21 protein-coding genes are annotated in these 26,933 nt (G+C 63.4%); 8 read left to right on the forward strand and 13 right to left on the reverse strand.

What is annotated here, in order from left to right; genetic code table 11:
- Positions 1-11 precede the first annotated feature (11 nt).
- Positions 12-302 carry a muconolactone Delta-isomerase gene (catC, locus tag C8K66_RS08385; RefSeq protein ID WP_017849468.1) on the reverse strand — a complete coding sequence of 97 codons (291 nt, stop codon included), beginning with the start codon at positions 300-302 and terminating at the stop codon, positions 12-14.
- A gap of 12 nt (positions 303-314) precedes the next feature.
- Positions 315-1,442 carry a muconate cycloisomerase family protein gene (locus C8K66_RS08390; RefSeq protein WP_108524606.1) on the reverse strand — a complete coding sequence of 376 codons (1,128 nt, stop codon included), beginning with the start codon at positions 1,440-1,442 and terminating at the stop codon, positions 315-317.
- Between the two features lie 114 nt (positions 1,443-1,556).
- Between C8K66_RS08390 and C8K66_RS08395 the strand changes: the two genes are divergently transcribed.
- Positions 1,557-2,432 (forward strand): LysR family transcriptional regulator, encoded by an 876-nt coding sequence (locus C8K66_RS08395; protein ID WP_017849470.1) that lies wholly within the window; start codon positions 1,557-1,559, stop codon positions 2,430-2,432.
- Between the two features lie 133 nt (positions 2,433-2,565).
- On the opposite strand, the gene C8K66_RS08400 is transcribed toward C8K66_RS08395, so the two are convergent.
- Entirely contained in the window at positions 2,566-3,558 is a 993-nt protein-coding gene (locus tag C8K66_RS08400; protein ID WP_046382074.1) for a helix-turn-helix domain-containing protein, read from the reverse strand.
- 312 nt (positions 3,559-3,870) lie between these two features.
- Between C8K66_RS08400 and antA the strand changes: the two genes are divergently transcribed.
- The 4 genes from antA to C8K66_RS08420 all read left to right on the forward strand — a co-directional run bounded on the left by antA (position 3,871) and on the right by C8K66_RS08420 (position 8,386).
- Positions 3,871-5,262, forward strand: a complete 1,392-nt coding sequence (antA, locus tag C8K66_RS08405; protein ID WP_046382073.1) for an anthranilate 1,2-dioxygenase large subunit — start codon at positions 3,871-3,873, stop codon at positions 5,260-5,262.
- Entirely contained in the window at positions 5,262-5,753 is a 492-nt protein-coding gene (gene antB / locus C8K66_RS08410; protein ID WP_108524608.1) for an anthranilate 1,2-dioxygenase small subunit, read from the forward strand. The genes antA and antB overlap by 1 nt, the downstream gene beginning before the upstream one ends.
- Positions 5,754-5,904: 151 nt before the next feature.
- Positions 5,905-6,912 (forward strand): anthranilate 1,2-dioxygenase electron transfer component AntC, encoded by a 1,008-nt coding sequence (gene antC / locus C8K66_RS08415; RefSeq protein WP_108524610.1) that lies wholly within the window; start codon positions 5,905-5,907, stop codon positions 6,910-6,912.
- 73 nt (positions 6,913-6,985) lie between these two features.
- Positions 6,986-8,386 carry an amino acid permease gene (locus C8K66_RS08420; protein WP_046488225.1) on the forward strand — a complete coding sequence of 467 codons (1,401 nt, stop codon included), beginning with the start codon at positions 6,986-6,988 and terminating at the stop codon, positions 8,384-8,386.
- A 144-nt stretch (positions 8,387-8,530) separates the two neighbouring features.
- Here the strand turns inward: C8K66_RS08420 and kynA are convergent, their stop codons facing one another.
- Together kynA and kynB are read right to left on the reverse strand one after the other, a co-directional pair.
- On the reverse strand, positions 8,531-9,388 hold the full coding sequence (gene kynA, locus C8K66_RS08425; protein ID WP_046488227.1) for a tryptophan 2,3-dioxygenase: 858 nt from the start codon (positions 9,386-9,388) through the stop codon (positions 8,531-8,533).
- Positions 9,385-10,035 carry an arylformamidase gene (gene kynB / locus C8K66_RS08430; RefSeq protein WP_104904462.1) on the reverse strand — a complete coding sequence of 217 codons (651 nt, stop codon included), beginning with the start codon at positions 10,033-10,035 and terminating at the stop codon, positions 9,385-9,387. The genes kynA and kynB overlap by 4 nt, the downstream gene beginning before the upstream one ends.
- A gap of 385 nt (positions 10,036-10,420) precedes the next feature.
- On the opposite strand from kynB, the gene C8K66_RS08435 reads away from it, so the two are divergent.
- On the forward strand, positions 10,421-10,765 hold the full coding sequence (locus tag C8K66_RS08435; RefSeq protein WP_010566207.1) for a cupin domain-containing protein: 345 nt from the start codon (positions 10,421-10,423) through the stop codon (positions 10,763-10,765).
- A 50-nt stretch (positions 10,766-10,815) separates the two neighbouring features.
- Here C8K66_RS08435 and mmsB read toward each other — a convergent pair whose 3' ends face one another.
- Both mmsB and C8K66_RS08445 read right to left on the reverse strand, forming a co-directional pair.
- Entirely contained in the window at positions 10,816-11,703 is an 888-nt protein-coding gene (gene mmsB / locus C8K66_RS08440; RefSeq protein WP_046382068.1) for a 3-hydroxyisobutyrate dehydrogenase, read from the reverse strand.
- 15 nt (positions 11,704-11,718) lie between these two features.
- The gene (locus C8K66_RS08445) at positions 11,719-13,236 is read right to left on the reverse strand and encodes a CoA-acylating methylmalonate-semialdehyde dehydrogenase (protein ID WP_057005303.1); all 1,518 of its coding nucleotides are present in this window, start codon (positions 13,234-13,236) and stop codon (positions 11,719-11,721) included.
- Positions 13,237-13,367: 131 nt separating this feature from the next.
- Here C8K66_RS08445 and C8K66_RS08450 point away from each other — a divergent pair, with 131 nt between their 5' ends.
- Together C8K66_RS08450 and C8K66_RS08455 are read left to right on the forward strand one after the other, a co-directional pair.
- Positions 13,368-14,315 (forward strand): LysR family transcriptional regulator, encoded by a 948-nt coding sequence (locus tag C8K66_RS08450; protein ID WP_046382067.1) that lies wholly within the window; start codon positions 13,368-13,370, stop codon positions 14,313-14,315.
- Positions 14,316-14,629: 314 nt separating this feature from the next.
- Positions 14,630-14,920, forward strand: a complete 291-nt coding sequence (locus C8K66_RS08455) for a DUF3077 domain-containing protein (protein ID WP_017849488.1) — start codon at positions 14,630-14,632, stop codon at positions 14,918-14,920.
- A gap of 143 nt (positions 14,921-15,063) precedes the next feature.
- Here C8K66_RS08455 and C8K66_RS08460 read toward each other — a convergent pair whose 3' ends face one another.
- The 6 genes from C8K66_RS08460 to recC form a co-directional block, all read right to left on the reverse strand.
- Positions 15,064-15,555 (reverse strand): OmpA family protein, encoded by a 492-nt coding sequence (locus C8K66_RS08460; protein ID WP_079444696.1) that lies wholly within the window; start codon positions 15,553-15,555, stop codon positions 15,064-15,066.
- Positions 15,556-15,559: 4 nt separating this feature from the next.
- Entirely contained in the window at positions 15,560-16,822 is a 1,263-nt protein-coding gene (locus C8K66_RS08465; RefSeq protein WP_046488234.1) for a diguanylate cyclase domain-containing protein, read from the reverse strand.
- Entirely contained in the window at positions 16,819-17,394 is a 576-nt protein-coding gene (locus C8K66_RS08470) for a YfiR family protein (protein WP_046382063.1), read from the reverse strand. The genes C8K66_RS08465 and C8K66_RS08470 overlap by 4 nt, the downstream gene beginning before the upstream one ends.
- 143 nt (positions 17,395-17,537) lie before the next feature.
- Positions 17,538-19,607 carry an exodeoxyribonuclease V subunit alpha gene (recD, locus tag C8K66_RS08475; protein ID WP_046382062.1) on the reverse strand — a complete coding sequence of 690 codons (2,070 nt, stop codon included), beginning with the start codon at positions 19,605-19,607 and terminating at the stop codon, positions 17,538-17,540.
- On the reverse strand, positions 19,604-23,278 hold the full coding sequence (gene recB / locus C8K66_RS08480; protein ID WP_108524612.1) for an exodeoxyribonuclease V subunit beta: 3,675 nt from the start codon (positions 23,276-23,278) through the stop codon (positions 19,604-19,606). The genes recD and recB overlap by 4 nt, the downstream gene beginning before the upstream one ends.
- Positions 23,275-26,727 (reverse strand): exodeoxyribonuclease V subunit gamma, encoded by a 3,453-nt coding sequence (gene recC / locus C8K66_RS08485; protein ID WP_108524614.1) that lies wholly within the window; start codon positions 26,725-26,727, stop codon positions 23,275-23,277. Before recC ends, recB begins: the two co-directional genes overlap by 4 nt.
- Positions 26,728-26,933: the final 206 nt, after the last annotated feature.

A 26,933-nucleotide genomic window follows, 5' to 3' on the forward strand; every position in this document is an offset into this window, starting at 1 on the left:
ATAAAACAGGCTCAGCGGTCGTCCGCGTGGATCGACGACGGGTGCCGGCACAGCGCATTCACTTCGATGGCCATGTAGGGATAAAGCGGCAGTTGCATCAGCAGGTCGTGCAGTTCCTGCACGCTGTCGACATCGAACACGCTGTAGTTGGCGTAGAGCCCGGCGATGCGCCACAGATGGCGCCATTTGCCCTCTTGCTGCAGGCGCTGCGCCAGGGCTTTTTCGTCGGCCTTGAGGCTGGCGGCACGTTCGGGGTTCATGTCGACGGGCAGGTGTACGCTCATTTTTACGTGGAACAACATGGCAGGCGCCTCTTAGTGGTTGTCACGACGGAAGAACGCCAGGCGCTCTTCATCGATGGCCAGGCCCAGGCCCGGTGCGGTGCTGACATGCAGCTGGAAATCGCGGTACACCAGCGGCTCGGTGAGGATGTCTTCGGTGAGCAGCAGCGGGCCGAACAGCTCGGTGCCCCACGCCAGTGTGTCCAGGGTGAGAAACGCATGGGCCGAGGCCAGGGTGCCGAGGCCGCCTTCGAGCATGGTGCCGCCGTATAGGCCGATCCCGGCCGCTTCGGCAATCGCGGCCGTGCGCAACACCGCGCGCGGGCCACCGTTCTTGGCGATCTTGAGGGCGAACACCGAAGCCGCGCCTTCGCGGGCCAGGTTGAAAGCGTCCTCGACACATTCGATGGATTCGTCGGCCATGATCGGCACCGGGCTCGACAGCTGAAGCCGGGCCATGCCAGCGCGGTTGTTGCGCGAGATCGGCTGTTCGATCAGGTCGATAGCGTTGTCGCCGAGCACCTTGCAGGCGCGCAGGGCAACGGCTTCATCCCAGGCCTGGTTGACATCGACGCGCACGCTGGCGCGCTCGCCCAGGGCTTTTTTGATCGCGATCACATGGGCCAGGTCGGCACTGACCTCACCGGCGCCGATCTTCAATTTGAAGACACGGTGACGGCGCAGGTCGAGCATCTTCTCGGCTTCGGCAATGTCCTGCTCGGTGTTGCCGCTGGCCAGGGTCCAGGCCACCGGCAACGCATCGCGCACGCGGCCGCCGAGCAGTTCGCTGAGCGGCAGGTGCAGGCGTTTGCCCAGCGCATCGAGCAAGGCGCTTTCGATGGCGGACTTGGCGAAGGTGTTGCCGCGAATGCTGCGCGCCAGGCGCAACATGGCGGCATTGATGTTGTTCGCGTCCTGGCCGATCAGCAGCGGGGCGAAGTGGCGGTCGATGTTGATCTTGATGCTGTCGGGGCTTTCGTTGCCGTAGCTCAGGCCGCCGATGGTGGTGGCTTCGCCGAGGCCTTCGATGCCGTCGGCGCAACGCAGGCGGACGATCACCAGGGTCTGGTTCTGCATCGTGTGCATCGCCAGCTTGTGCGGGCGGATAGTGGGGAGGTCGACGATGATGGTTTCGATCGACTCGATGGCACAAATCGGCATGGCTATACCCGTTGGGTTCTTTATAGATTTGAGCCGATTCTGTGCCGCATTTTTCTTGGCTTCCAATATAGAATTGGTCTCGCACAATACCTTCAAGGTATCAAAGGAGCTGTCATGGAACTGCGACATCTGCGCTATTTCCAGGTGCTGGGCGAAACCCTCAACTTCACCCGCGCCGCCGAACGCCTGCACATCGCCCAGCCGCCGTTGAGCCGACAGATCCAGCAATTGGAGGATGAATTGGGCGTGATACTGCTCGAGCGCGGCCGACCGCTGCGGCTGACCGAGGCCGGGCGGTTTTTCTATGAACACGCCACTGTGCTGCTGGAGCAGTTGGGCAAGGTCTGCGACACCACCCGGCGTATCGGCCAGGGCGAGAAGACCTGGCTGGGCATCGGCTTTGCGCCGTCGACCTTGTATGGCGTGCTGCCCGAGTTGATTCGGCGGCTGCGCAACCACGACGCGCTGGAACTGGAACTGGGGCTGTCGGAAATGACTACCCTGCAGCAGGTTGAAGCGCTCAAGGCCGGGCGGATCGACGTGGGCTTCGGGCGGATTCGCATCGATGACCCGGCCATCGTCCAGCGGGTGCTGGTCGAGGACCGCCTGGTTGCGGTGTTGCCCGCCGGCCACGCCTTGCTGGGCGCGCCCGCCACCCTCGCCCAATTGGCCGCCGAGCCGTTTGTGCTGTACCCCGGCAACCCGCGGCCCAGTTATGCCGACCATGTGATCGCGCTGTTCGACGCCCATGGTTTGAGCCTCAAGGTGGCGCAGTGGACCAACGAGTTGCAGACCGCCATCGGCCTGGTCGGCGCGGGCATGGGCGTGACGCTGGTGCCGGCGTCGGTGCAGGTGCTGCATCGCGCGGACATCGGCTACACGCCGGTGGTGGAAGCCACCGCGACCTCGCCGATTATTCTCAGCCGGCGGGTGAATGATCAGTCGCCGGGGCTGAATCATTGTTTGCAGTTGGTTGAAGAACTGATCTGAAATCTCCCAGGCACTGCAAATCTAATGTGGGAGGGGGCTTGCCCCCGATAGCGGTGTGACAGCCCACACATCTACTGACTGACACACCGCCATCGGGGGCAAGCCCCCTCCTACATTTGATCTGCGGTGTTTTTTAGACAGTGCGCAGGCGCTTGCGCTGCAAAGTTTGGCTCGGCGACTCATCGAACAGCTTGCGATACTCCGCCGAGAACCGCCCCAGGTGGGTGAAGCCCCAGCCCAGGGCAATCTCGGAGATGGTGCGGGTGGAGCCGTGTTCGAGGATCTCCTGGCGCACCGCCCCCAGCCGATACTTTTTCAGGTAAGCCATCGGCGACAGCGCGAAGTATTTGCGAAACGCATCGAACAGCTTGAACCGCGAGACCCCGGCGGCGGCTTCCAGGTCTTCCAGATGCACCGCTTCGCGGGCGTTGTCGTGAATGTGCTGGCGGGCGCGGATCAAGTAGTGCGGCAGCTTCACGCCAAGCACGTCGCGCAATTCCTCTGAATAATTATTCGGCTGGGCGAGGATCAGGCCCTTGATCAACGAGCTTTCCAGGTCGCGGGTAAACGCCGCCTGCTCGTACAACTCGCTGCTGCGCGCAAGCTCTGCGATGAAATAACGCGCCATGCGCCACCACGAGGCCGGGGCGCCGTCCACCGCATCCATCACCGGCTCGAAACGCAGCGGCGCCTCGATCGGCCGTTGCAGCAACCCTTCCAGCGACTCGCTCATCGCCGCCCGCGTAATCACCACCTGCAACTTGCGGCAATCGCCGGAAATCGCCAGCACCTGGTGCTCGTTGGGCGAGATGATCACGCCTTGATCGCGGTTGGAACTCAAGCGCTCGCCGTTCTTGCTCAACTCCTGCTCGCCTACCAGAGGCAGGCTCAGGCTGTAGCTGCTGAAGTGTTCGGCGTCCTCGATGTCGATGGTCACGTCGGTGCCGTATTCGATCACGCCCAAGGTGGTGGCGCGGGACTTGAACACGTTGGCGCTGTGATGGAAACGCAGGCGCTCGGGCGTGGCCGTCGCCAGGCGGTGCGGCCCGCAGATGCCGGACATCCAGCTGCGGGCGCCCTCCAAGTCGAAGCGTTCGATACGGATATCGCGTGTATGGCTACTCATCAGGCTGCACCCACGGCGGTTAGGCGGTTGCGCGCTCTGGCGGCGCGTCGTGACAGATCGACAGCAAGTTCTGCGCCACGGCGGCAGTCTCACTGCTGGGTGGATAACAACGCTCGACTATGTGGATAAACCACCGACTTCTGCGCGCACCGCCCTGCATGACAGTAGCGCATCGCGTCACCGCCCTGCACCGGCGTGGGTATTTCATGCCCAACTATCCGGCCCGCCTTCGCCCATTAAGCGGATAGCCCGCCGCCTCGGCGCAGTCGCTTAATGGCTGACCCGTTCAGCCATTATCAAAAGGTGCGTCCCATGAGTGGTGCAAGAAGCGTCGAGCAATGGAAAAGCTTCATCGACAGCTGCCTGGATTTCCGCCCCGCCGATGAAGTGTTCCGCATCGCCCGCGACATGTTCACCGAGCCGCAATTGTTCGACCTGGAGATGGAACTGATCTTCGAGAAGAACTGGATCTACGCCTGCCACGAAAGCGAACTGGCGAATAACCACGATTTCGTGACGATGCGCGCCGGGCGCCAGCCGATGATCATCACCCGCGACGGCGACGGCCAGCTCAACGCGCTGGTCAACGCCTGCCAACATCGCGGCACCACCCTCACCCGCGTCGGTAAGGGCAACCAGTCGACCTTCACCTGCCCGTTCCACGCCTGGTGCTACAAGAGCGACGGCCGGCTGGTGAAGGTCAAGGCGCCGGGGGAATACCCGGAAGGTTTCGACAAGGCCACGCGCGGCCTGAAAAAGGCGCGCATCGACAGCTACAAAGGCTTTGTGTTCATCAGCCTGGACGTGAACGGCACCGACAGCCTGGAAGACTTCCTCGGCGACGCCAAAGTGTTTTTCGACATGATGGTCGCCCAGTCCGCCACCGGTGAGCTGGAGGTGCTGCCGGGCAAGTCCGCCTACACCTACGACGGCAACTGGAAGCTGCAGAACGAAAACGGCCTGGACGGTTATCACGTCAGCACCGTCCACTACAACTACGTGGCCACGGTGCAGCACCGCCAGCAGGTCAATACCGCGAACGGCACCGCGGCCGGCACGACGCTGGACTACAGCAAACTCGGCGCCGGCGACGCGAATACCGACGACGGCTGGTTCGCCTTCAACAATGGCCACAGCCTGTTGTTCAGCGACATGCCCAACCCCACGGTACGCTCCGGCTACGCCACCATCATGCCGCGCCTGGTGGCAGAACACGGCCAGCCAAAAGCCGAGTGGATGATGCATCGCCTGCGCAACCTGAACATCTATCCGAGCCTGTTCTTCCTCGACCAGATCAGCTCGCAGTTGCGCATCATCCGCCCGTTGGCGTGGAACAAGACCGAGATCATCAGCCAGTGCCTGGGGGTGAAGCACGAGTCCGACGCCGACCGGGAAAACCGCATCCGCCAGTTCGAGGACTTCTTCAACGTCTCGGGCATGGGCACGCCGGACGATCTGGTGGAGTTTCGCGAGGCCCAGCGCGGTTTCCAGGGCCGCCTGGAGCGCTGGAGCGATATCTCACGCGGCAGCCACCGCTGGGCCACCGGGCCAACGCCGAACAGCGAAGCCCTCGGCATCCAGCCCGCCATGACCGGCACCGAATTTACCCACGAAGGCTTGTACGTCAACCAGCACCGCAACTGGCAGCAGTTCCTGCTCAACGGCCTCGACCAACGCGCGCTGAAGCTGCGGGAGGTGGAATGATGAATGCGCCATTGCAGTACCGGATCGAGCAATTTTTCTATCGCAAATCCGAGCTGTGCGACGCCCAGGACTGGGACGCCTACGTGCAGTTGTTCGACCCGCAGAGCGAATTCCACCTGCCGCAATGGGACTCCGAACACGTCTACACCTGCGACCCCAAGCGCGAAATGTCGCTGATCTATTACGCCAACCGCTCGGGCCTGGAAGACCGCGTGTTCCGCCTGCGCACCGGCAAGGCGGCGTCGGCCACGCCGATGCCGCGCACCTTGCACCTGATCCACAACGTGCGTATCGCCGAGCAGGCGGACGGCACGCTGGAGGTGCGCTTGAACTGGCACACGCTGTTCTATCGCCTGGCCACGTCGGAGCAGTTCTACGGCCACGCGACCTATCGCCTCAAGCCCCATGGCGACAGCTGGCTGATCACCCGCAAGCACGCGTTGTTGCTCAACGACACCATCAACTCGGTGCTGGATTTCTATCACCTGTAACGCTGGAGAACGCCCCCTTGTAGGAGCGAGCTTGCTCGCGAAGGACGTCAACGATGACGCGGGCATCCTGAATGCACGCGGCGTCCTTGAGTTTTTCGCGAGCAAGCTCGCTCCTACAAGGGTTCACACATGAACCCACGGAGTACTGGGGATGAATCACAAAGTGGCCTTCAGTTTTGCCGACGGCAAGACGCTGTTTTTCCCGGTGGGCGCGCATGAAATCCTGCTGGATGCGGCCCTGCGCAATGGCATCAAGATTCCGCTGGATTGCCGCGAAGGCGTGTGCGGCACCTGCCAGGGCCGCTGCGAGAGCGGCGAATACAGCCAGGACTATGTGGACGAGGACGCCCTCTCCAGCCGCGACCTGCAACAGCGCAAGATGCTCAGTTGCCAGACCCGGGTGAAGTCGGATGCGACGTTCTACTTCGACTTCGATTCCAGCCTGTGCAACGCGCCGGGGCCGGTGCAGGTGCGCGGCACGGTGAGCGAGGTGCGGCAGGTCTCGACCGGCACGGCGATCCTGCAAGTGCAGCTGGACCAGGCGCTGGACTTTCTGCCGGGCCAATACGCCCGCCTGGCGGTTCCGGGCACCGACAGCTGGCGCGCATATTCCTTCGCCAACCGGCCGGGCAATCAGCTGCGGTTTCTGATCCGCCTGCTGCCCGACGGGGTGATGAGCAACTACCTGCGCGAACGTTGCCAGGTCGGCGATCCGCTGCTGATGGAGGCGCCGCTGGGTGCGTTCTACCTGCGCCATGTCAGCCGACCGCTGGTGCTGGTCGCCGGCGGCACCGGGTTGTCGGCGCTGCTGGGCATGCTCGATGAACTGGCGGCCAGCGCCTGCGAACGGCCGGTCCACCTGTACTACGGCGTGCGCGGCGCCGAGGACCTGTGCGAAGCGGCGCGCATCGAGGGTTACGCGTCCACGCTCGCGGATTTTCGCTACACCGAAGTACTGAGCGACCCGCCGCCCGCATGGTCCGGCAAGCGTGGCTACCTCACCGAGCATTTCAACCTGGCCGAATGGCGGGACAGTTCGGCCGATATGTACGTGTGCGGGCCCCCTCCGATGGTCGAATCCATCCAACAATGGCTGGTGGATCAGGCACTTGATGGCGTTCAGTTGTATTACGAAAAGTTCACGCAGAGTAATATCTGACCCCTCAGCACTTCTGAGGGGTTGGGCGCGGCGTGCAATCAACCCCAAGAAAAACAAGTAGAAGGGAATGTTAATGGCGGATGACATGGTTAACCCGGTAGGCCTCAAGCGTGGCCTGAAGAACCGGCATATTCAGCTGATTGCCTTGGGCGGCGCGATCGGTACGGGGCTGTTCCTCGGCTCGGCCGGCGTGCTCAAGTCGGCGGGGCCGTCGATGATCCTCGGCTACGCGATTGCCGGTTTTATCGCGTTCCTGATCATGCGCCAGCTCGGCGAGATGATCGTCGAGGAGCCGGTGGCCGGTTCGTTCAGCCACTTTGCCCACAAATACTGGGGCGGTTACGCGGGCTTCCTGGCGGGCTGGAACTACTGGGTACTCTACGTGCTGGTGGGCATGGCCGAACTGACGGCCGTGGGCAAGTACATCCAGTTCTGGTGGCCGGAGATTCCGACCTGGGTCAGCGCACTGGTGTTCTTTGTCGCGGTGAACCTGATCAACACCCTGAACGTGAAGTTCTTCGGTGAGACCGAGTTCTGGTTCGCGATCATCAAGGTGGTGGCGATTGTCGGCATGATCGTGCTCGGCTGCTACCTGTTGTTCAGCGGCACCGGCGGCCCGCAAGCGTCGATCAGCAACCTGTGGAGCCACGGCGGTTTCTTCCCCAATGGCGGCATGGGGTTGTTGATGTCCATGGCGTTCATCATGTTCTCGTTCGGTGGCCTGGAGCTGGTGGGCATCACCGCCGCCGAGGCCAGCGAGCCGCGTAAAGTGATCCCGAAAGCGATCAACCAGGTGGTGTACCGCATCCTGATTTTCTACGTCGGCGCGCTGACCGTGCTGCTCTCGCTGTACCCGTGGGATCAACTGCTGCAGACCCTCGGCGCGTCGGGCGATGCCTACAGCGGCAGCCCGTTTGTGCAGATCTTCTCGCTGATCGGTAACGACACCGCCGCGCACATCCTCAACTTTGTGGTGCTGACCGCGGCGCTGTCGGTGTACAACAGCGGCGTGTACTGCAACAGCCGCATGCTGTTCGGCCTGGCCGAGCAAGGCGACGCGCCGAAAGCGCTGATGAAACTCAACAAACAAGGCGTGCCGCTGCGGGCCCTGGCGATTTCGGCGCTGGTGACGCTGCTGTGCGTGGTGGTCAACTACGTCGCGCCGCACAGCGCGCTGGAGTTGCTGTTCGCGCTGGTGGTCGCCTCGCTGATGATCAACTGGGCGCTGATCAGCCTGACCCACATCAAGTTCCGCAAGGCCATGGCCGAGCAAGGCGTGGTGCCGTCGTTCAAGACCTTCTGGTTCCCGTTCAGCAACTACCTGTGCCTGGCGTTCATGCTGATGATCATCAGCGTGATGCTGGCGATTCCGGGCGTTCGCGATTCGGTGTATGCGATGCCGGTTTGGGTGGGGGTGATCTACATTGCCTACCGCTTGCGGATCAAAAACGCGAAAGTGGCAGTGACGCAATAACCTAGGTGGGAGGGAGCTTGCTCCCGATGGCGGTGTGTCAGTCAGTGGATGTGTTGGCTGTCACACCGCTATCGGGGGCAAGCCCCCTCCCACATTTTTGATTGCATTCCAAATGAAAAGCCCCGGTGATCCGGGGCTTTTTGTTTAGAGCGTGGAACGTACTCGCCACAGCTCGGGGAACAGCACCGTGTCGAGCATCTTGCGCAGGTAACCCACGCCCTCGGTGCCGCCGGTGCCGGGCTGGAAGCCGATGATCCGTTCCACCGTGGTCACATGGCGAAAGCGCCATTGACGGAAGGAGTCTTCCAGGTCGATAAACTTTTCGGCCAACTGGTACAGGTCCCAATAACGGCTCGGGTCGCGGTAGACCTCGCGCCACGCCGCTTCCACGGAGGCATCGTGAACCGTCGCCGCCGTCGGGTCGCGTTCGGCGCGTTGCGGGTCGATCGTCAGGCCGGCCTTGACCATCAGGTTGATCGCCTCGTCGTACAGCGACGGCGTGGCAATCGCCACCTGCAGTTCTTGCAACAATTGCGGGCGATGGGCGTGGGGCCGCAACAGCGCCGGGCTTTTGTTGCCGAGGATGAATTCAATCTCACGGTACTGGAACGACTGGAACCCGGACGATTGGCCGAGGAACGGGCGAATCGCCTTGTACTCCGACGGGGTCATGGTCGCCAGCACCGCCCAGGCGTGTACCAGTTGATCGAAGATCCGCGAGACCCGCGCCAGCATCTTGAACGCCGGCGGCAACTCGCCCAGGCGCAGGTGTTCGCGGGCGGCCTTGAGTTCGTGGAGCATCAGTTTCATCCACAGCTCGGAGGTCTGGTGCTGGATGATAAAGAGCATCTCGTTGTGGTCCGGCGACAGCGGGTGCTGGGCGCTGAGGACTTTGCCCAGGTCCAGGTAGTCGCCGTAGCTCATGGACTCGGAAAAATTCAGCTCGGCGTTATGCCATTCTTCCGGCGGCTGGTAATCCTCTGAGAAGGGACATTGGCTCATCGTGCGGGCTCCACAAGCGGGCGCAGGATTGCGCGGACAGGGCTGGCGTCGAGGTGGGCAAACCGCAGCGGCAGGGCGATCAGTTCATAGTCGCCCTCCGGTACGTCATCGAGCACGATGCCTTCGAGTATTGCCATGCCATGACGGGCCACGGCGTTGTGAGAATCCATGGTCTTGGACTGTTGCGGGTCCAGGGACGGCGTGTCGATACCGACCAAGCGCACGCCCAGGCTGGCGAGCAACTCGATGGTCTGCGGGGCGATGGCGGTGAAGTTCGCATCCCATTCGGTCAGCGGCGCCTGTGGATAAGTGCGCAGCAACACACGTTCCGGCAAGTTATCCACACGCCCTTGCAACTGCTGCGGCTGCACCAGCGCGCCGCTGTCCAGGCAATGCAACACACGGCACGGGCCCATGTACACGTCCAGCGACACCTCGCCGATCGGCGCGCCGTCCGCGCTGTAATGCAGCGGCGCATCGACATGGGCGCCGGTGTGCGGCGACAAGGTAACGCGCCCGACATTCACCGGGCACTCCGGGCCGAACTGCCACACGCGCTCTTCCTGGAACGGCGTATCCCCCGGCCAGGTCGGGGTCGCCGTACTCAAGGGCGGGCTGATGTCCCACCACGTTTTTATTGGGTTCATATCAAGGCTCTCGGTCGTGACTGAAGTGAATGATACGAGGGCCAGCCGTGAATTTTCTTGCGAATTCCTGCGACAAGCGGGAAATCTTTCGCACTTAATGCGAGGAAATGGCTTATCTACGCTCGAAAGTGTCGCCGAGCCACAGTGACGCTGCCACCGAGGGTTAATGTGGGAGGGGGCTTGCCCCCGATGGCAGTGTGTCAGTTGACACATGTGCTAGCTGATCCGCAGCCATCGGGGGCAAGCCCCCTCCCACATGAACTGCACTTGGCCTGAGCAGTGGTATTCGCCTGCGCTTCTGGGCATCTCGATGTCGAGTTCAGACCATTGACCCTGCCTGCGACGCTATAGGGTTCGACTCTCGTTCACCTGCCTCGGAGTCATCATGTCCAAACCCATCACCGTACTGCGCGACACCCACCCCTTGCCGGTCCTGGATGCCTGCAAATGGGAAAAGCTCGAAGGCGACCCGCACACCGTCAACCTCAACGCCTACACCAGCGAAGACGGCAGCAAGATCATGGGCACCTGGATCTGCACACCGGGCAAGTGGTACGTGGAATACGTGAAGTGGGAATACTGCCATTTCCAGGAAGGCTACTGCGTGATCACCCCAGAAGGCCTGGAGCCGATCCATTTGCGCGCGGGGGATATTTTTGTGGTGGAGCCGGGGATGAAGGGGACGTGGGAAGTGGTCGAGACGGTGCGTAAGTATTTTGTGTTTGCCTGAACCGCAATAAATAGTGGCGAGGGAGCAAGCGCCCTCGCCACAGGCGGTATCTATTTGGGCTTGCGGTAGCTGTTGATGATCGCCGAGAAGTCCTTGCCCCCTTCCCCGCGCTGGCTCATCGATTGATACAACTGCTGGGCCACAGCGCCGAGGATCACCGGCTGGTGCGCCTGGCGCGCAGCTTCGGTGGCCAGCCCCAGGTCCTTGAGCATCAGGTCGGCACCGAAACCACCGGTATAACCCCGCGATGACGGCGCGGTTTCGATCACGCCCGGCCACGGGTTGTACGTGTCGGAACTCCAGCAGCGCCCGGTGGAACTGTTGATGATCCCAGCCAGCACCTGAGTGTCGATGCCCAGCGCATCGCCCAGGGCCATCGCTTCGCTGACGCCGACCATGCTGATGCCCAGGAGCAGGTTGTTGCAGATCTTGGCGATCTGGCCGGTGCCGACCTCGCCGCAACGCACAATGTTGCGGCCCATCTGCGCCAGCACCGGTTGCAGGGTGGCGAACAAGTCCGCGCTGGCGCCGACCATGAAGGTCAGCGTCCCGGCTTGCGCGCCGCCAGTGCCGCCGGAGACCGGTGCATCGGCGACGGCCACCCCTTGCTTGGCTGCCGCCGCCGCGACATCGCGGATGGTCTGCGGGTCGATGGTGCTGCAATCCACCGCCGGCACGCCTTGGCCGATGCCGGCCAAAACGCCGTCTTCACCCAGCCAGACACTGCGCACATGGGCAGCGGCCGGCAGCATGGTAATCACCAACTCGGCACCGGTGGCCGCATCGCGCGGTGAACCGCTGATGCTGCCGCCCAGTTCGGCCAGTTCCTTGAGTACCGCCTGGTTCAGGTCGAACAGGTTCAGCGCGTGGCCGGCCTTGATCAGGTTGCGGGCCATGGGCGCGCCCATGTTGCCCAAGCCGATAAATGCAATCTTCATGCTCGTCTCCCGGAATCAGCGCAGGTTGATGGTGGTGTTGACGCCATCGTTGACCGTGTCGTCATCGAACCAGCGGCTGGTGACGGTTTTGGTCTGAGTGTAGAACTGCACCACTTGCTTGCCATACGGGCCGAGGTCGCCGAGCTTGGAACCGCGCGAACCGGTGAAGCTGAAGAACGGCACCGGCACCGGGATCGGGATGTTGATGCCGACCTGGCCGACGTCGATTTCGCTCTGGAACTTACGCGCCGCCGCCCCGCTCTGGGTGAACAGGCCGGTGCCGTTGCCGAACGGGTTGGCGTTGACCAGCGCGATGGCTTCATCGAGGGTGTCGACTTCCAGCACCACCAGCACCGGGCCGAAGATTTCCTGGGTGTAGATCTGCATGTCGGTGGTCACGCCCGAGAACAGCGTCGGGCCGACGAAGTTGCCTTGCTCGAAGCCCGGCACCTGGATGTCACGCCCGTCCAGCTCCAGCTTGGCGCCTTCTTTCACGCCGCTTTCGATCAGTTCCAGGATGCGCGCCTTGGCACGCTTGGAAATCACCGGGCCGACATCCGTGCCGGCTTCGCTGCCGGCATTGACCTTGAGCTTCTGCGCCAGCGCCTTCAGATCGGGCAGCCATTGCTTGGAAGCGCCCACCAGCACCACCACCGAAGTGGCCATGCATCGCTGGCCCGCCGCGCCGAAACCGGCACCGACCAGGGCGTTGAGGGTGTGTTCGCGGTTGGCATCCGGCAGCACCACCGCATGGTTCTTGGCGCCCATCATCGATTGCACGCGCTTGCCGTGTTTGCCGGCCAGGTCGTACACATGGGTGCCCACGGCGGTCGAACCGACGAACGACACTGCCTTGATGTCTTTATGCGTGCAGAGCGCATCCACCACGTCCTTGCCGCCGTGTACCACGTTGAGCACGCCGGCCGGCACACCGGCTTCCAGCGCCAGCTCCACCAGCAGCATCGTGGACAGCGGGTCTTGCTCGGAAGGCTTGAGGACGAAGGTGTTACCGCAGGCAATCGCCATCGGGAACATCCACAGCGGAATCATCGCCGGGAAGTTGAACGGAGTAATCCCGGCGCACACGCCGATGGGTTGGCGCAGGGTGTAGGTATCGACACCGCCGGCGACGTTTTCAGCGAACTCGCCCATTTGCAGGGTGCCGATGGAGCAGGCGTGCTCCACCACTTCCAGGCCACGGAAAATATCGCCCTCGGCATCGGCAATGGTCTTGCCCTGCTCGGCGCTGAGGACCACGGCGATGCGCTTGGAGTGCTCGCGGATCAAGGCTTGCAGCTTGAGCATGATACGCATGCGTGCGCCGATCGGGGTCAGCTTCCAGGTCTGGAAGGCGCGATGGGCGGCGTCGATGGCAGCGTTGACTTCTTCAGCGGTGGCAAACGGGACTTTGGCCAGCACTTGCTGGGTCGCCGGGTTGACGATGTCTTGCCAGTGGGTGGTCTTGGACTCGACCCATTCACCGTTGATCAACAACTTGACCTGTTGCACGGAAATATCGGCAGATGCGTTCATGTGGTCTCCAATTTGTATTTATAGGCAGAGAACCAAGGCGTTGAATCGCCTTGAGGATGAGGCGTTCGGACTGTTTTTGGAGTATAGATGTGCAAACTTCTAATAAGAACGCACATAAAAGCCGGTCCAATATGCAAAAAAACATCACATCACTGGGTTCCCTGAACTGGGACGACCTGAAGTTTTTCCTCGAAGTGGCCCGCACCCGCAAGGCCAGCGTCGCTGCCAAGCGGCTGGCGGTGGACTACACCACCGTGTCGCGGCGCATCAGTTCACTGGAAGTATCACTCGGCACCCTGCTGTTCGAAAAATCCCGGACCAGCGGTTTCGTCCTCACCAACGAAGGCCAGCGCTTGCTCGGCTACGCCGAATCCATCGAAAGCACCTTGCACATGGCCTGCGAACAAGTCTCCGGCTCCGGCGTGGCGCTGTCCGGGCATGTCCGCATGGGCTGCACCGAAGGCTTCGGCAGCTTCTTCGTCACCCCGCAGTTGAGCCACTTCGTCGACACCTACCCGGCGATCTCGGTCGACATCCTGCCCCTGCCCCACTTCATCAGCCTGTCCAAGCGCGAAGCCGACATCGTCATCGCCCTGGAACGCCCGGAACACGGGCCGTATGTGTGCTGCAAACTGTGCGACTACAAGTTGCAGCTGTACGCGACCCAGGACTACCTCGACCAACACCCACCCATCCACCGCCCGACGGATCTGGCCGAGCATCCGTTCATCAGCTACGTCGACGACCTGGCCTTCAGCTCGGAGCTGTTGTACCTGGCCAACGTAGTCCCCGGCGCCAGCGCCAGCCTGCGCAGCACCAGCGTGATCGCGCAGTACGTGGCGGCGCAGCAAGGACGGTCGATGGCGATTCTGCCGTGCTTTTTGGCGGCGCAGGATCCACGGCTATTGCCGGTGCTCGGGGAGCAGATTGCGGTTACGCGGCAGTTCTGGATGTATTGCCGGGAGGATTTGAGGAAGTTGAAACGGATTACGTTGTTGTGGGACTACATACGCGAGGTGACGGAGCAGAATCGGGGGTTGTTGATGGGGGAGACGCGGGAGATGCGGTTTGCGGATTAAAGGGCCAGCAACGACGATTCGCTTTAAATTGCAGGACGATTCCTAGAGAATCTCCACCCTATTGCGCCTTAGGGTTCGAGTCACTAGCCTCCGTACTTCGCTGAAATCAGCGAACGGGTTTAGCGACCCGAACCCGGACACAGCCCCCAACGGCAGGAGCTTTGTGCTCTTCGTTCTCGTGTTATGGCGGCTGTGCGTGGGAGATCTTCGGGTCTGCCGGGTCCTGGGTCCGGTTCGCTAACCTGCGTACAGCTGCCACCCTTTCATGTTTAGCGACATGAATGGGTGGTTCCTAAAACTCCCAGGTATAGATCATGACCAAAATCGTCCCCGACCCACCGCTTTCTGCCTTCACCACCCTCGGCGTCGTCACCTTCGGCGACTACGGCGAAAACGAAAAACCACTGTTCCGCGTCAACGCGGGCATGCCGCTCGGCGAAGCGCTGGAACACGCCTCTACCCTGCTTTACTACGCCAAGAAACTCGCGATGGAAGCCGCCATGGATGTACGTGGCGAGCAATACGCCTGGGCGGCGCATTATCTGTGTGAGATGGGCAAGGCGGTGGTGGATGACTTGACGCAGGCGCTGACGCCGAGCAGTTAAGCGAACACGGTACAAATGTGGGAGGGGGCTTGCCCCCGATAGCGGTCGGTCAGACAGATGCATGCTGACTGACACACCGCTATCGGGGGCAAGCCCCCTCCCACATTTGATTGCATTTCACGCATTGGAATGGGCGAAGTCGCTTAGTCGGTACTTACCACAATCGACACCCGCCGATTCTCGGTGCGCCCTGCGGCGGTGTCGTTGGCGGCCACCGGCTGGCTGCTGCCCAGGCCGCGCAGTTGGATATTTTCCTCCTTCATCCCCACGCGGGTCAGCACCGTGGCCACGCTTTTGGCGCGGCGCAGGGACAGTTGCTGGTTATAGCTCTCTTTGCCCGAGGCGTCGGTGTGGCCGTCTACCCGCACGCGGTCGATGCCCACGCCCAGCAACGCCTTGCCGATGCGCTCGACAATGACCGTGCTGGGGGCGTTGAGGCTTTCGACGTCGCTGCCGAACAGCACTTTGCCCGACAGCCCGAACGCCCAGCCGTCGTCGGTCAGTTCGAAGCCTTGTTGCTTGAGGACGGCGACTTGCGCCGGGCTCAGGCCTTTGGGAGGGGGTGTCTGGCAGCCGCTCAGGGCCAGCAGGGCCACGAATAAGGTGATAAACACAACGCGTGCAGTCGAGAACAAGGGATCAACTCCTGTGGTGAACGTTGACGACGGGGAGCTCCGCCTCCGCCGTTTGCTGGCCGCCCAGTGACAACCGTTTGGCCTGGTACATCGCCGCATCGGCGGCGTTGAGCAGGGCGCCGGGGGTGACGCCATGATCGGGGTAGATGGCGATGCCGATACTCAGGGAGGTCAACACGTGGGTGTCGCCCGGCACCGGGATCGGTATGTCCATGCTGGCAATGATCTTGTCGGCGATGCGCTGGGCATCTTCCACCTTGTGCAGCGGCGAGAGCAGGATGGCGAACTCGTCGCCGCCCAGGCGTGCCACCAGGTCGTCTTCGCGCAATTGCGCGCGCACGCGCGTGGCAACCGCCACCAGCACCGCATCGCCGGCGGCGTGACCGAAGTTGTCGTTGATGTCTTTGAAGCGGTCACTGTCGAGAAACAGCACCGCCACCCGCTCGTTGGCCTTGGCGGCGCTGCGCAGGGCACGGATCAGGCGGCCTTCGAAGAACGCGCGGTTGGGCAGGCCGGTCAGGCTGTCGTGATTGGCCTGGTGGGCAAGGCTTTCGTTTTCGCTTTGCAGGTGGTTTTGCCAGGCTTGCATTTCTTCCAGCAGGGCATTGAAGTCGTTGCCCAGGCTATCGAGTTCGGCGATTTGTGCCCGTGGCACGCGGCGGTCGAAGTCGCGCTCGATGCGCGCGGCGTGGGCCACCGCCGCGAGGCTGTGCAACGGCCCGGTAATCCCCTGCAACAGGCGCCGCGCCAAATGCACGGCGACCCAGGCGCTGAGGACGGTGCAGATCAGAATCCCGGCCAGGCCGCTGAGCAAAAAGCGCAACAGGCTGCCGCCGTGACCGGTCAGGTGAATGCTGCCGATGGTGCGCCCCTGGTGAACGATCGGCTGGCTGATCGGCTGTTCGAGCAGCGAATGGGCCAGTTGCAGCTCGACCCGGGACAACATCCCGGTGTCCGGCCGCAGCCACTGCGCCAGCAGCCGGCCGTTGGCGTCGAAGACTTGGGCCTGGGCCACTTCTTCGGTGGAGGCGATCAGGCTGAGGGCTTCGGTGGCCGCCGCACGGTCGTTGAACACCACCGCCGCTTCCACGGTGTAATTGATGGAGCGTGCGATCAGGTGCAGGTTGTGCTCGGCATACACGCGCAGCGCCAGCACCCCGAGCAAGGTCAGGGACACACTGGCCAGCGTCACCGCCACCAACGCCAGGATCAAGTGCCCGCGGCCGATGACCGAGCGCAGGGTCGGTTGCGCTTTCGTCCATCTCATGACGCAGGCGCTCGACGGCGCGACAGCTGCAACACGCTGGGGTGAATACGCACGCCGCTGCGGGCCACGGAGTCGAGGTTGACCTCGAACGACACCTGCTCATCGCCCACCCGCAGGCAGAACAGACTGCCGACGGTGCATTGGTCGCCGCCTTCGCTGATGCTCAGCACCGGGTGGCCCATCAATGACGCAAACAAGCGGCTGCGCTCATCGGTATTGAGTTCGCCGATGTACACAGCGTCGCAGGCATTGACGATATCGGGGTTGTCGGCCAGCAGGCGCTGCACCACCACCGGGCGACCGGTGGCTTGGGTGGTGCCTTTGACCAGGTCGTCGGTGTATTGGGTCGGCCCGACGACGCACAGGCGCAATTGCGCCGGTTCCACCGGCCAGCGCGCATAACTGAGGATACCCAGCACCACCTGGGTCACCGCCTGGGCACGGGAGTCGGCCATGCCCACGGGGCTGGCCGTCTGGGCAAAAGCACGCGGCGCGAGCAGGCACAGCACGGCCACCAGTAACATGCGTCTCCAGCTCAAGCGATGCTCTGTGGACGAGACAGCCACGTTCATGCAGCGATTCTCTCAGGTGTCAACGAGGGGTGATGCCGCAACGATAGCACAGCGGCGGAAAGCCCCGCGAGGCTACGCCTCGAAGGGTCCCGCTATTTTTTCAGAAAAATATGACACTCAAATCCGAAATACCAAATGACCGATCAGTCAGGTTTCCCGGGCTCATGCCCCAACTCCAGCATCAACCCGCTCAAGCGCTTGACCTTGCGCCGCACGGCTTCTTCGAACACCCCGCCGCGTGGCTCGATCAGGCTGAACCAGCGCTTGGCGCGGGTGATGCCGGTGTAGATCAGTTCTTTGGTGAGCACCGGGTTCAGCGCGTCCGGCAGGATCAACGCGGTGTGGGTGAACTCGGAGCCCTGGGATTTGTGCACGGTCATGGCGTACACGGTTTCCACATCGTTGAGCCGGCTGGGCAGCACAAAGCGCACGCCGCCCTGGCCGTCGTTACGCGGGAAGGCCACGCGCAACACGTGGGGGCCGCCGGCGCTTTCGGGCAATTTCAGGGCGATGCCGATGTCGCCGTTCATCAGGCCCAGGCCGTAATCGTTGCGGGTCATCAGCACCGGGCGGCCTTCGTACCACTGCTCGTCGCCGTCGATCAGCCGCGCTTTGCGCAAGGCGGCGGTGATGCGCAGGTTCAGCCCTTCCACGCCCCAAGGTCCCTTGCGCACGGCGCAGAGCAGTTGGAAGGCGTCGAAGGCGTGCAGCAGTTGTTGCGCCCAATGGGTCCAGGCGGGGTCGTCACGCGGGGTGTCGAGAGACGGGCGCGCGGCGTGCAGCAGGTTCAGGTAGGCACGGTAGCCCTCGGCACCATCGCCCGGCCCGTCCAGCACCAGGCGTTCCAATGCGTGGTCGTGTTCGCCCTTGAGGCTGACGCAGAACAAGTCGCGGTGGCTGCCCGCGGCCAGTAACCGTCGGGCTTCTTCGGCGTTCTGCTGGTTGACCCAACGCGCCAGTTGGCCAATGCCGCTGCCTTCGCCGAAGCGCCGCGAGTAGCGCAGCATCACCACTTGCTGGGCCAGCGGGTGGCTGCCATCGAGGTCCTCCTGCAGGCCGCTGTTGCCCAGGTCTTCACCGCTGACCGCTTGCAGCCATCGGCGGGTGTCGGCGCTGTACCAGCCGGCCTCGGCGTCGCGGCACAGGTCGCCGAGTACGGCGCCGGCCTCGACCGAGGCGAGTTGGTCCTTGTCGCCCAGCAGCACCAAGCGTGCGTGGGGCGGCAAGGCATCAAGCAGGTTGGCCATCATTTCCAGGTCGATCATCGAGGCTTCATCCACCACCAGCACATCCAGCGGCAATGGATTGCCCAGGTGATGACGGAAGTGGCGGGTGCCCGGGCGGCTGCCGAGCAGGCGGTGGACGGTGGTGACCTGGGTCGGGATTTTTTCCCGCACGTTGTCAGGCACATTCAACGACAGCACTTGCTGGCTGATGGACTCGGTAAGCCGTGCGGCGGCTTTACCGGTGGGCGCCGCCAGACGAATGCGCAACGGGCTGCCGGCTTCCACGGCCGGCGCCTGCAACAGCGCGAGCAAGCGCACCACGGTGGTGGTCTTGCCGGTGCCGGGGCCGCCGGTGACGATACTGAACGCCCCGCGAGTGGCCAGGGCGCAGGCGAGTTTCTGCCAGTCGATCACGCCATCGGGCGGCGCTTGGTCGAACAGACCGTTCAGGCGCTGGGGCAGATCGGCGGCGAGGCTTTCTGCTGTGGCCAGGCGCAGGCGCAAGGCCGTGTCGATGCGTCGTTCGTAGGTCCAATAGCGGCGCAAGTACAAGCGTTTGCCGGACAGCACCAACGGGCGACTTTGCGCGGCCTCGCTGCCGTCGACGGCCAACGCGACCAAGGGGCTGGCGGCCAGGGCGTGGCACCAATGCGCGCCGTCCAGGCCCGCGAGCAGTTGCGACGGCAGCAGCATGGTGCCGGTTTGCAGGTCGCCTTCCGGCGGCAGGGACAGGGCGAAATCCGGTGCCTTGAGGGTCTCGAACAGGTCCAGGCACACATGGCCGTGGCCCAGTTGATGGCTGGTCAGGGCCGCGGCCAGCAACACCAAGGGGTCGGCCTGCGGGTCGAGTTCGTGCAGAAAGCCGACGAACGCCTTATCCAGCGCGCGCAGCCAGCCACGCTCGACCCAACGTTCGAACAGTTGCACCAGATCGGCGGCGCGGCTGAGGGGCATCAGTGCCTCCAGCGGTAACGGCGACAGGCTCATAGCAACACTCCTTGTTCCCAGGCGGGCTCAGCCTTGGGCGGTAACGATTGGCCTTGGAACATCAGGTCCAGGCTCTCGATCAGCGCCCGTGGCGGCCGCGTGAAGTACGCCCCCTGGCTGGCGGCCCGAGTGCCGCGCAGGAACAGATAGAGCGCGCCGCCGACATGGCGGTCGTAGTCGTAATCCGGCAGGCGCGCCTTGAGTTGGCGATGCAGGGCCAGCAGGTAAAGCACGTATTGCAGGTCGTACCGATGCTCAAGGATCGACTGTTCCATGGCGTCCTGGGTGTAGGCCGAATCATCGGGGCCGAGCCAGTTGGATTTGTAGTCGGCCACGTAGTAACGGCCGTCGTGCTCGAAGGTCAGGTCGATGAAGCCCTTGAACATGCCGTTGAGCAACACCGGTTCCGCTGCGACGCGGGAGACGCCGTTGTGGGTGTACTGGCACACCAGCTTGTCGAGGGCGAGCACGTCGACTTTATGGCTGGCGAACCAGAACTCCATTTCGATCTGGTAGTGCTGCAGGCCACTGAGCGTGACCTGATCGTTATCCAGCGGCAGCGGTGTTTGCAGCAGATGGCCGAGCCAACCGCTGAGGGCGATGATCCAGCCTTCCCAGTTGCGGCGGTTGCAGCGCGCGCCCACGGCCTTTTCGATAGCCTGCGGGGTCACGTCGAAGCCGTCTTCGCCCGCCCACTCCAGCAGGCCATGGAGGAAGGTGCCGGGGTTAGGGCCGCGTGGGAAACGGTGAATATCGCTGCCGGACGCAGCCGCTTCACGCGGTGCGTCAGGGTCGAGGCGTTCGTCGTCGAACAGCTTCTGGGCTTGCGGGCTTTCCGGCGCTTCAAGGTTGGCGGCGCTCATGCTGTCGCCGATGCGCAAGGCGCTGTAGGACGCGATCCACCAGTTTTCCGCAGCCTTGCGTTTGGGCAGCAAGGGCGCGAGCAGCGTGGCTTCGTTACGCGGCGGGTGGAAAACGCTGGCGTGGGCTTCGGGCATCGGCGCGTAATGCACGGCGGCACAGCCTGCCTGCAGGTCCAGCAACCAGCGCGCCAGGCCGGCGGACTCCGCCAACGCGGCGCCGGCGCCGAGCAAATAGCCCAGCGCCGACAGGTGCAGCACCGAGCTGCTGTTGTTGCCGCGCTTGAGGTCGGCAATGCCCAGCCAGCACGCATGTTTGGCGCGGGTCAGGGCGACGTAGAACAGACGCAGGTCTTCCGCCAGGCGCTCGTCATCGGCCTGGGCGATCAACTCGGTGGTCGGGCGCAGGCTCACCTGCGACTTGCCGTTGGCATCGTGGTAATGCAGCGGCAAGCGGCTGCCATCCACCGGTTTGGCCGAGCAGATGAAGGGCAGGAACACCAGGTCGTATTCCAGGCCCTTGGATTTGTGGATGGTCACCACCTTGACCAGTTGCTCGTCGCTTTCCAGGCGCAGGATCTGTTCTTCACCGGCCTGCCCCGACAGCGCGAGGTGTTCGGCCAGGTGGCGGATCAAGGCCTGTTCGCCGTCCAGTTCGGAGGCCGCCTGTTGCAGCAGTTCGCTGAGGTGCAACAGGTTGGTCAGCACGCGCTCGCCATCGCTGCGGGCGATCAGGGTTTGCGGCAGTTTGAAGTCGTGAAGCAGGCGACGCAGCATCGGCAGCACGCCTTGGCTGCGCCAGATCGCGCGGTAGCCACGGAACTGCATCACGCGGCTTTCCCACGCCAGTTCGTCCTGGTTTAGACGCTCAAGTTCCGGCAGTGACAGGTTCAAGGTGACGCAAGCCAGCGCGGCGCGCAGCGGGCGTTCGACGTCCGGTTCGGCACAGGCCTTGAGCCAGGCCAGCAGGTCGTGCGCCTCTTGGGCGGCGAACACCGAGTCCTTGTCCGACAGGTACACGCTGCGCACGCCACGGGCGGCCAACTCACCGCGCACGGCTTGGGCTTCCTTACCGTCGCGCACGAGGATGGCGATGTCCGACGGCAACACGCCATCGAAGCTGCCGTCGGCGTGTAGGAAACCAGCGCGGCCTTGCTGCCCGCCGTTGAGCAATTCGACAATCTGTGTGGCGCAGGCAGCCGCCAGTTGCTGGCGATAAACCGCGTTGGAAATCGGCTGATCGGTGGGCAGGTGCCAGAGGTTCAGCGCGGGCAGCGTCTGACCATCGACCTGCAGTTGCTCCTTGCGGCCTTGGGACAGCACCGGCTGGAACGGCACCGGGTTTTCGCCACTCGGCTTACGGAACAGAAACGCGCCACGCCCGGTTTCCGCACGCTGGAACACATGGTTGACCGCCTCGACCATCGCGTGGCTGGAGCGGAAGTTGGTGCCCAGGGTGTGATGCCGGCCGGTGGTGGATTGGCGCGCGCGCAGGTAGGTGTAGATGTCGGCGCCACGGAAGGCGTAGATCGCCTGCTTGGGGTCGCCGATCAGGAACAGGCCGCTGTCGAGGTGGTTTTCTTCGATGCGGTAGATGCTGTCGAAGATGCTGTATTGCACCGGGTCGGTGTCCTGGAACTCGTCGATCAGGGCGACCGGGAACTGTTCGCGGATCACGCTCGCCAGACGCTCGCCGCCGTCGCTTTGCAGGGCGGCGTTGAGGCGGATCAGCATGTCGTCGAAGCCCATTTCGGCGCGCCGGCGTTTTTCATCTTCGAAGCGTTTGCCGACCCACGCGGCGGCGTGTTGCAACACGGCGGCGTCGGGGGTGGGCAGCGCATCCAGGCTGGCCTTGAGGCTGGCCATGGCGTCGATGCCCGGGTGGTGCGGCGGCTCGCCCTTCCAGGCTTCGGCCATGCCGTCCGGGGTCAGGCGGGTGAAGCCGGTGCCGATGTCCAGTTGTTCGAGGGATTCGTCTGCGGCCCAAGCACTGATCTTTTCGAACCAGGGTTCGAAGTAACGCGCTTGCATCTTGCGCCCATCGACGGTTTTGGCGGCGACGGCTTGCAGGCAGATCTCGCGCAACTCGCCGGCCCATTGCGGCCACGGCGCCTTGAGGGCGACCAGGGCGGCGCGGCGTTCTTGCAGGCACGCAGTGATCAACTCGGCCGGCTCACGACTTTCGCCGCTGGGCCGTTCGCTGCCGAACAGCGCGCGCACCCGTGGCATCAGCGCGGCCGGGCCACCCCAGTTGTTGCGCACCCAGTTGAGCGCATCGTCGTGCATCGGGTAGCAAAACAGCCGCCAGTAGTCGCGCAGCACTTCGCCGAGCAGGTCGCTGTGGTCGGTTTCCAGGGTCTGGGTGAACAGGCTGCCGCTGTCGAAGGCGTGTTCGCGCAGCATGCGCTGGCACCAACTGTGGATGGTCGAAACGGCGGCTTCGTCCATCCATTGCGCGGCGATGTCCAGACGGTTGGCACAGGCCGGCCATTGCGCAGGCGGGTATTGATCGCGCAGTTCGGCGATCAGGGCGTCGGGCTGTTGGATCTCATCGCGAAAGAACCGCGCGGCTTCGGCCAGGCGGATGCGGATGCGTTCGCGCAGTTCCTTGGTGGCGGCGTCGGTGAAGGTCACCACGAGGATCTGCGGCGGCAGCAGTTCGCGGCCGAAGCCGGCGTCATCGCCACCGTGGCCGAGCACCAGGCGCAGGTACAGGGCGGAAATGGTGAAGGTCTTGCCGGTGCCGGCGCTGGCTTCAATCAGCTGGCTGCCTTTGAGCGGGAAGGCCAGGGCCAAGGGTTTGCTGCTCATGCGCCGGCCTCCTCGCCAGTGAGTGATCGCCAGGCGGCGTTGATCAGGGGCCGGTACAAGGTTTCGCACCAACCTTCGAATGCTTCGCTGGCCACCAGGGCCGCATAGTCGGGGAATTGCCGGGTCAGCGCGGGGGTTTCGCGGCGCTCGCCATCGGTGTTGATGCCATCACCTTCGTAGGCTTTGCTCGCGGCCGCCGCGGCTTTGGCCGGGTCGGTCTGACCGAGCCAGGCGAACGCGGTTTTAACCGCGACGGGCAGCGGTTTGGCCATGCCGACGTGCCAGGCCAGCAGCAGGTCGCCGAGGATGTCCTGGGCGCTGGAGGGTTCCAACGGGGCCAGCAACAAGGTGTCGTCGCTGGCCACCAGCGCGGTACTCAACGGCAGGCCGCAGGCGCAGGCCACCAAGTGGTTGACCCACGGGCGAATCAGCCGATGCCACTTGCGGGTCTTGATCGAGCCGATGCTGTTGGGGATGGTGGTGACGCTCAACAATCCGCCATCACTGCGCCGATGCAGGCCGCTGATCCAGCCTTCGAGCTGAATGCCTTGATGCTCGAAACTGATCGGTTCCGCGCCGGTGTGCGGAGTGGGCCAGAGGGCCAGCAGTTGTTGATAGCGTTGCAGCAGGCCGGGCAAGGGCTCGATCAGTTCGTTGCGCAGACACTCGCCGAAACCGACCATCGGCAGCAGGCCACTGCCTTGCAGGCGACGGGCCTGGGCGGTGAGCGCCTGGTCGACATGATCGGGCTGGCTCAGCGCGGCGTTCAGCAGGCTGTCGCTCAGGCTGTAGCGTTGCAGGGCGTCGAGGACAAAGGGTTCCTCATCGGCCAGCGGCACTTCGGCAGCCTCGAAGAATACTTTCAGACGCTGGCTGAAGAAGTGTTTGACCGGGTTGCGCAGGAAGTCCTGCAACTGACCGAGGCTCAGGGGTTCTTCCTGTCGATGGGCCGCCAGTTCGGTGTTGTCTGGCGGCGCATCCGTGACTTCGTGCAGCAACTGCCATTCGCGGGCGTAGCTGAACAGCGGGTCACCGGCGTGGAAATAGCGCGCACTGAAGGGTTGGAGCGGGTGTTCCTGGGTCATCGCGTCAAGCAGCGGTGCGTCGCTTTGGCTTGACTGCCAGCCGCTGGCGAGATGATCGCGCAGTTGGCCGATCAATACCGATGCCGGGCGCTCGCTGTTGTCGCGAATGCTGCGGCCGACCCAGCTGATGTAGAGCTGGTCGCGGGCTGACAACAGGGCTTCGAGCAGCAGGTAGCGGTCGTCTTCGCGGCGTGAGCGGTCGCCGGGGCGGTAGTCGCTGCCCATCAGGTCGAAATCCAGCGGTGGTTGGGCGCGTGGGTAGTCGCCGTCATTCATGCCGAGCAGGCAGACCAGCTTGAACGGGATCGCGCGCATCGGCATCAGGGTGCAGAAATTGACAGCTCCGGCGAGGAAGCGCTGGGACAGGCGCCCTTGGTCGAGACCGGCTAGCCACGCTTCGCGGACTACGGTGAGCGGTAACTCGTCCTGCAGGCCGACGGATTCGCAGGTTTCCAGCCAGGTTTCGCGGAGCTGTTCGAGCTGGCCCAACAGGTAGTCGTCGTGTTCGCTGCTGGGCAGGAAAAACAGCTGCATCAAGCGTTGCAGGCGCTCGCCCCATTCTTGCGGAGCCGCAGGTTGCGACAAGGCTTGGTGAGCGTCGCTGAGTGCGTCGAGCAACGCGACCAGCGGGCCGATCAAGGCGGCGTCGAGGCCGCCAATTTCGTCGTAGGGCTCGATGCCGTCACAGGCGACACCCGTGCCCACGGCATAACCGAGCAGCATACGGCGCAAACCAAATCGCCAGCTGTTTTGCTCCAGCTCGTGGGGTAGACCGAGACCGGCGCGCTGTTCGGCATTGAGGCCCCAGCGGATGCCGGCGCCTTCGATCCAGCGATGCAGCGTCGGCAGGTCGCGCTCCTTGATGGCGAAGCGTTCGCGCAGGGCCGGGACGTCGAGCAGGTCGAGGATTTCACTGACCGGGAAGCGGCTGTCGGGGAGCTTGAGCAGGTGTTCGACGGCGATCAACAGCGGGTCGCGGCCGCGTTGGCCCTGGTCGGTGAGGGTGAAGGGGATGAAGCGCGGATCATTGCGGTCCAACTGGCCGAACACCGCGCGAATGTGCGGCGCGTAACTGTCGACGTCGGGGACCATGACGATGATGTCGCGGGGACGCAACGCCGGATCGGCGCTGAAGCGTTGGAGCAATTGGTCGTGGAGGATTTCCACTTCGCGTTGGGCGCTGTGGGCGATGTGAAAGCGGATCGAGGTATCGCGCTGCAGATCGACGGCGGGCCAGAGGTCGCGGGTTTCGTTGAGCGGGCGCAGTTCGAGGATATCGTCCTGGAGCTGGTTGAGCAGTGTGGTCGGTTCGCCGTCGCTGAACAGGTCGATGCGGCCGTCGCGGAAGGCAGCGCGGTAGCTGTTGGGATCGTCGTAGCTGTCGAGCAGGCTGATGTAGTCGCGACCTTGTTTGCCCCAGGCGGCGAGCAACGGGTGAGCATGCTGGTGCAGGGTTTGCGGGTCGATGGTGACCGGCATGCCGGCTTTGCGTGCCTGGCGTTTGTATTCGTTACGCAGCAAGTCCTTGTCGGCCACGATGTCGGACCAATGGTGGCGACAGGGGTTGTGGACGCAGAGCAGGACCTGACTGAAGCGCGCCAGGCCGGCGAGCGCTTCGAGTGCTTGGGCGGGCAATGAGGAAATGCCGAAAACAATCACTCGGGAAGGCAGCCCTGGCGGTGCTTGCTCAAGGCTATTGATCCGTTCGATAAAGCGCTGATGCACACCGGCACGGCTTTGCGCCATGCCGGCTTCGCCCACATCCAGCAGTAGGGCGCGCCATAACTCGGCTTGCCAGCAGTTGGCGGGGTCGAGGGGTTTGGATTCGCCGCGGCCGTTACGCAACTGATGGCGGCCGGCGGCCCAATCTTCCAGCCAGTCGGCGCGGTAGACCTGGTATTGGTCGAACAGGTCGGCCAATCGCTCGGCGAGTTGGTAGCGTTTGCGCAGGTCGGAGTCGTCCGTGAGGAAGCGCTGCAGCGGCTCGAAGTGCGGTTGATTGATCAGCTCGGGGAGCAGGCGCATCAGACGCCAGGTCAGCGGGGCTTTATCGAGCAGGGATTTGGGCGGGATTTCGTCGCGCCCCAGGACCATGCGATAGAGCTGCCACATGAAGCTGCCCGGCAGTTGCACGTCGATCGCCGCAGCAATGCCGCAGCCGCCCATGTCGTCATCTTCCGGATCTTCGGCCAGGGCCAGCTTGAGCCATTGGGCGATGCCGTTGCTCTGGACCAGGGCGATTTCATTTTCCAGAGGGGCCAGGGGATAACGGCGCATCCAACTGACCACCAGGCTGCGCAGTTCGTCCAGGCGGTTACCGTGAACCACCATGAATCCTGCGCTGAGAGGCATCGCATCCGGCATAACGGCTTCCTTGGCAAAAGCAAAATCGAGGCATGGACTTTAGCACTGAAGGCCGTCCGATGAGCCACTTGACCCTTTCCGACCGCCCAAAACAAAACCCCTGTCTGCGCGAGCAAACAGGGGTTCTGGAATTTAATCTTGACGATGACCTACTCTCACATGGGGAAACCCCACACTACCATCGGCGATGCATCGTTTCACTGCTG

It is taken from the genome of Pseudomonas sp. GV105, assembly GCF_003058185.1.
Classification (GTDB): domain Bacteria; phylum Pseudomonadota; class Gammaproteobacteria; order Pseudomonadales; family Pseudomonadaceae; genus Aquipseudomonas; species Aquipseudomonas veronii.

Excerpts from the sequence above, each read along its gene's own strand:
- C8K66_RS08390 (WP_108524606.1), bottom strand. The coding sequence starts at position 1,442 with ATGCCGATTTGTGCCATCGAGTCGATCGAAACCATCATCGTCGACCTC.
- kynA (WP_046488227.1), bottom strand. The coding sequence starts at position 9,388 with ATGAGCCAATGTCCCTTCTCAGAGGATTACCAGCCGCCGGAAGAATGG.
- C8K66_RS08465 (WP_046488234.1), bottom strand. The coding sequence starts at position 16,822 with ATGAGATGGACGAAAGCGCAACCGACCCTGCGCTCGGTCATCGGCCGC.
- C8K66_RS08470 (WP_046382063.1), bottom strand. The coding sequence starts at position 17,394 with ATGAACGTGGCTGTCTCGTCCACAGAGCATCGCTTGAGCTGGAGACGC.
- recD (WP_046382062.1), bottom strand. The coding sequence starts at position 19,607 with ATGAGCCTGTCGCCGTTACCGCTGGAGGCACTGATGCCCCTCAGCCGC.
- recC (WP_108524614.1), bottom strand. The coding sequence starts at position 26,727 with ATGCCGGATGCGATGCCTCTCAGCGCAGGATTCATGGTGGTTCACGGT.
- C8K66_RS08435 (WP_010566207.1), top strand. The coding sequence starts at position 10,421 with ATGTCCAAACCCATCACCGTACTGCGCGACACCCACCCCTTGCCGGTC.
- antA (WP_046382073.1), top strand. The coding sequence starts at position 3,871 with ATGAGTGGTGCAAGAAGCGTCGAGCAATGGAAAAGCTTCATCGACAGC.
- C8K66_RS08450 (WP_046382067.1), top strand. The coding sequence starts at position 13,368 with ATGCAAAAAAACATCACATCACTGGGTTCCCTGAACTGGGACGACCTG.
- antC (WP_108524610.1), top strand. The coding sequence starts at position 5,905 with ATGAATCACAAAGTGGCCTTCAGTTTTGCCGACGGCAAGACGCTGTTT.
- C8K66_RS08400 (WP_046382074.1), bottom strand. The coding sequence starts at position 3,558 with ATGAGTAGCCATACACGCGATATCCGTATCGAACGCTTCGACTTGGAG.
- mmsB (WP_046382068.1), bottom strand. The coding sequence starts at position 11,703 with ATGAAGATTGCATTTATCGGCTTGGGCAACATGGGCGCGCCCATGGCC.
- catC (WP_017849468.1), bottom strand. The coding sequence starts at position 302 with ATGTTGTTCCACGTAAAAATGAGCGTACACCTGCCCGTCGACATGAAC.
- C8K66_RS08395 (WP_017849470.1), top strand. The coding sequence starts at position 1,557 with ATGGAACTGCGACATCTGCGCTATTTCCAGGTGCTGGGCGAAACCCTC.
- kynB (WP_104904462.1), bottom strand. The coding sequence starts at position 10,035 with ATGAACCCAATAAAAACGTGGTGGGACATCAGCCCGCCCTTGAGTACG.
- recB (WP_108524612.1), bottom strand. The coding sequence starts at position 23,278 with ATGAGCAGCAAACCCTTGGCCCTGGCCTTCCCGCTCAAAGGCAGCCAG.
- antB (WP_108524608.1), top strand. The coding sequence starts at position 5,262 with ATGAATGCGCCATTGCAGTACCGGATCGAGCAATTTTTCTATCGCAAA.
- C8K66_RS08445 (WP_057005303.1), bottom strand. The coding sequence starts at position 13,236 with ATGAACGCATCTGCCGATATTTCCGTGCAACAGGTCAAGTTGTTGATC.
- C8K66_RS08455 (WP_017849488.1), top strand. The coding sequence starts at position 14,630 with ATGACCAAAATCGTCCCCGACCCACCGCTTTCTGCCTTCACCACCCTC.
- C8K66_RS08420 (WP_046488225.1), top strand. The coding sequence starts at position 6,986 with ATGGCGGATGACATGGTTAACCCGGTAGGCCTCAAGCGTGGCCTGAAG.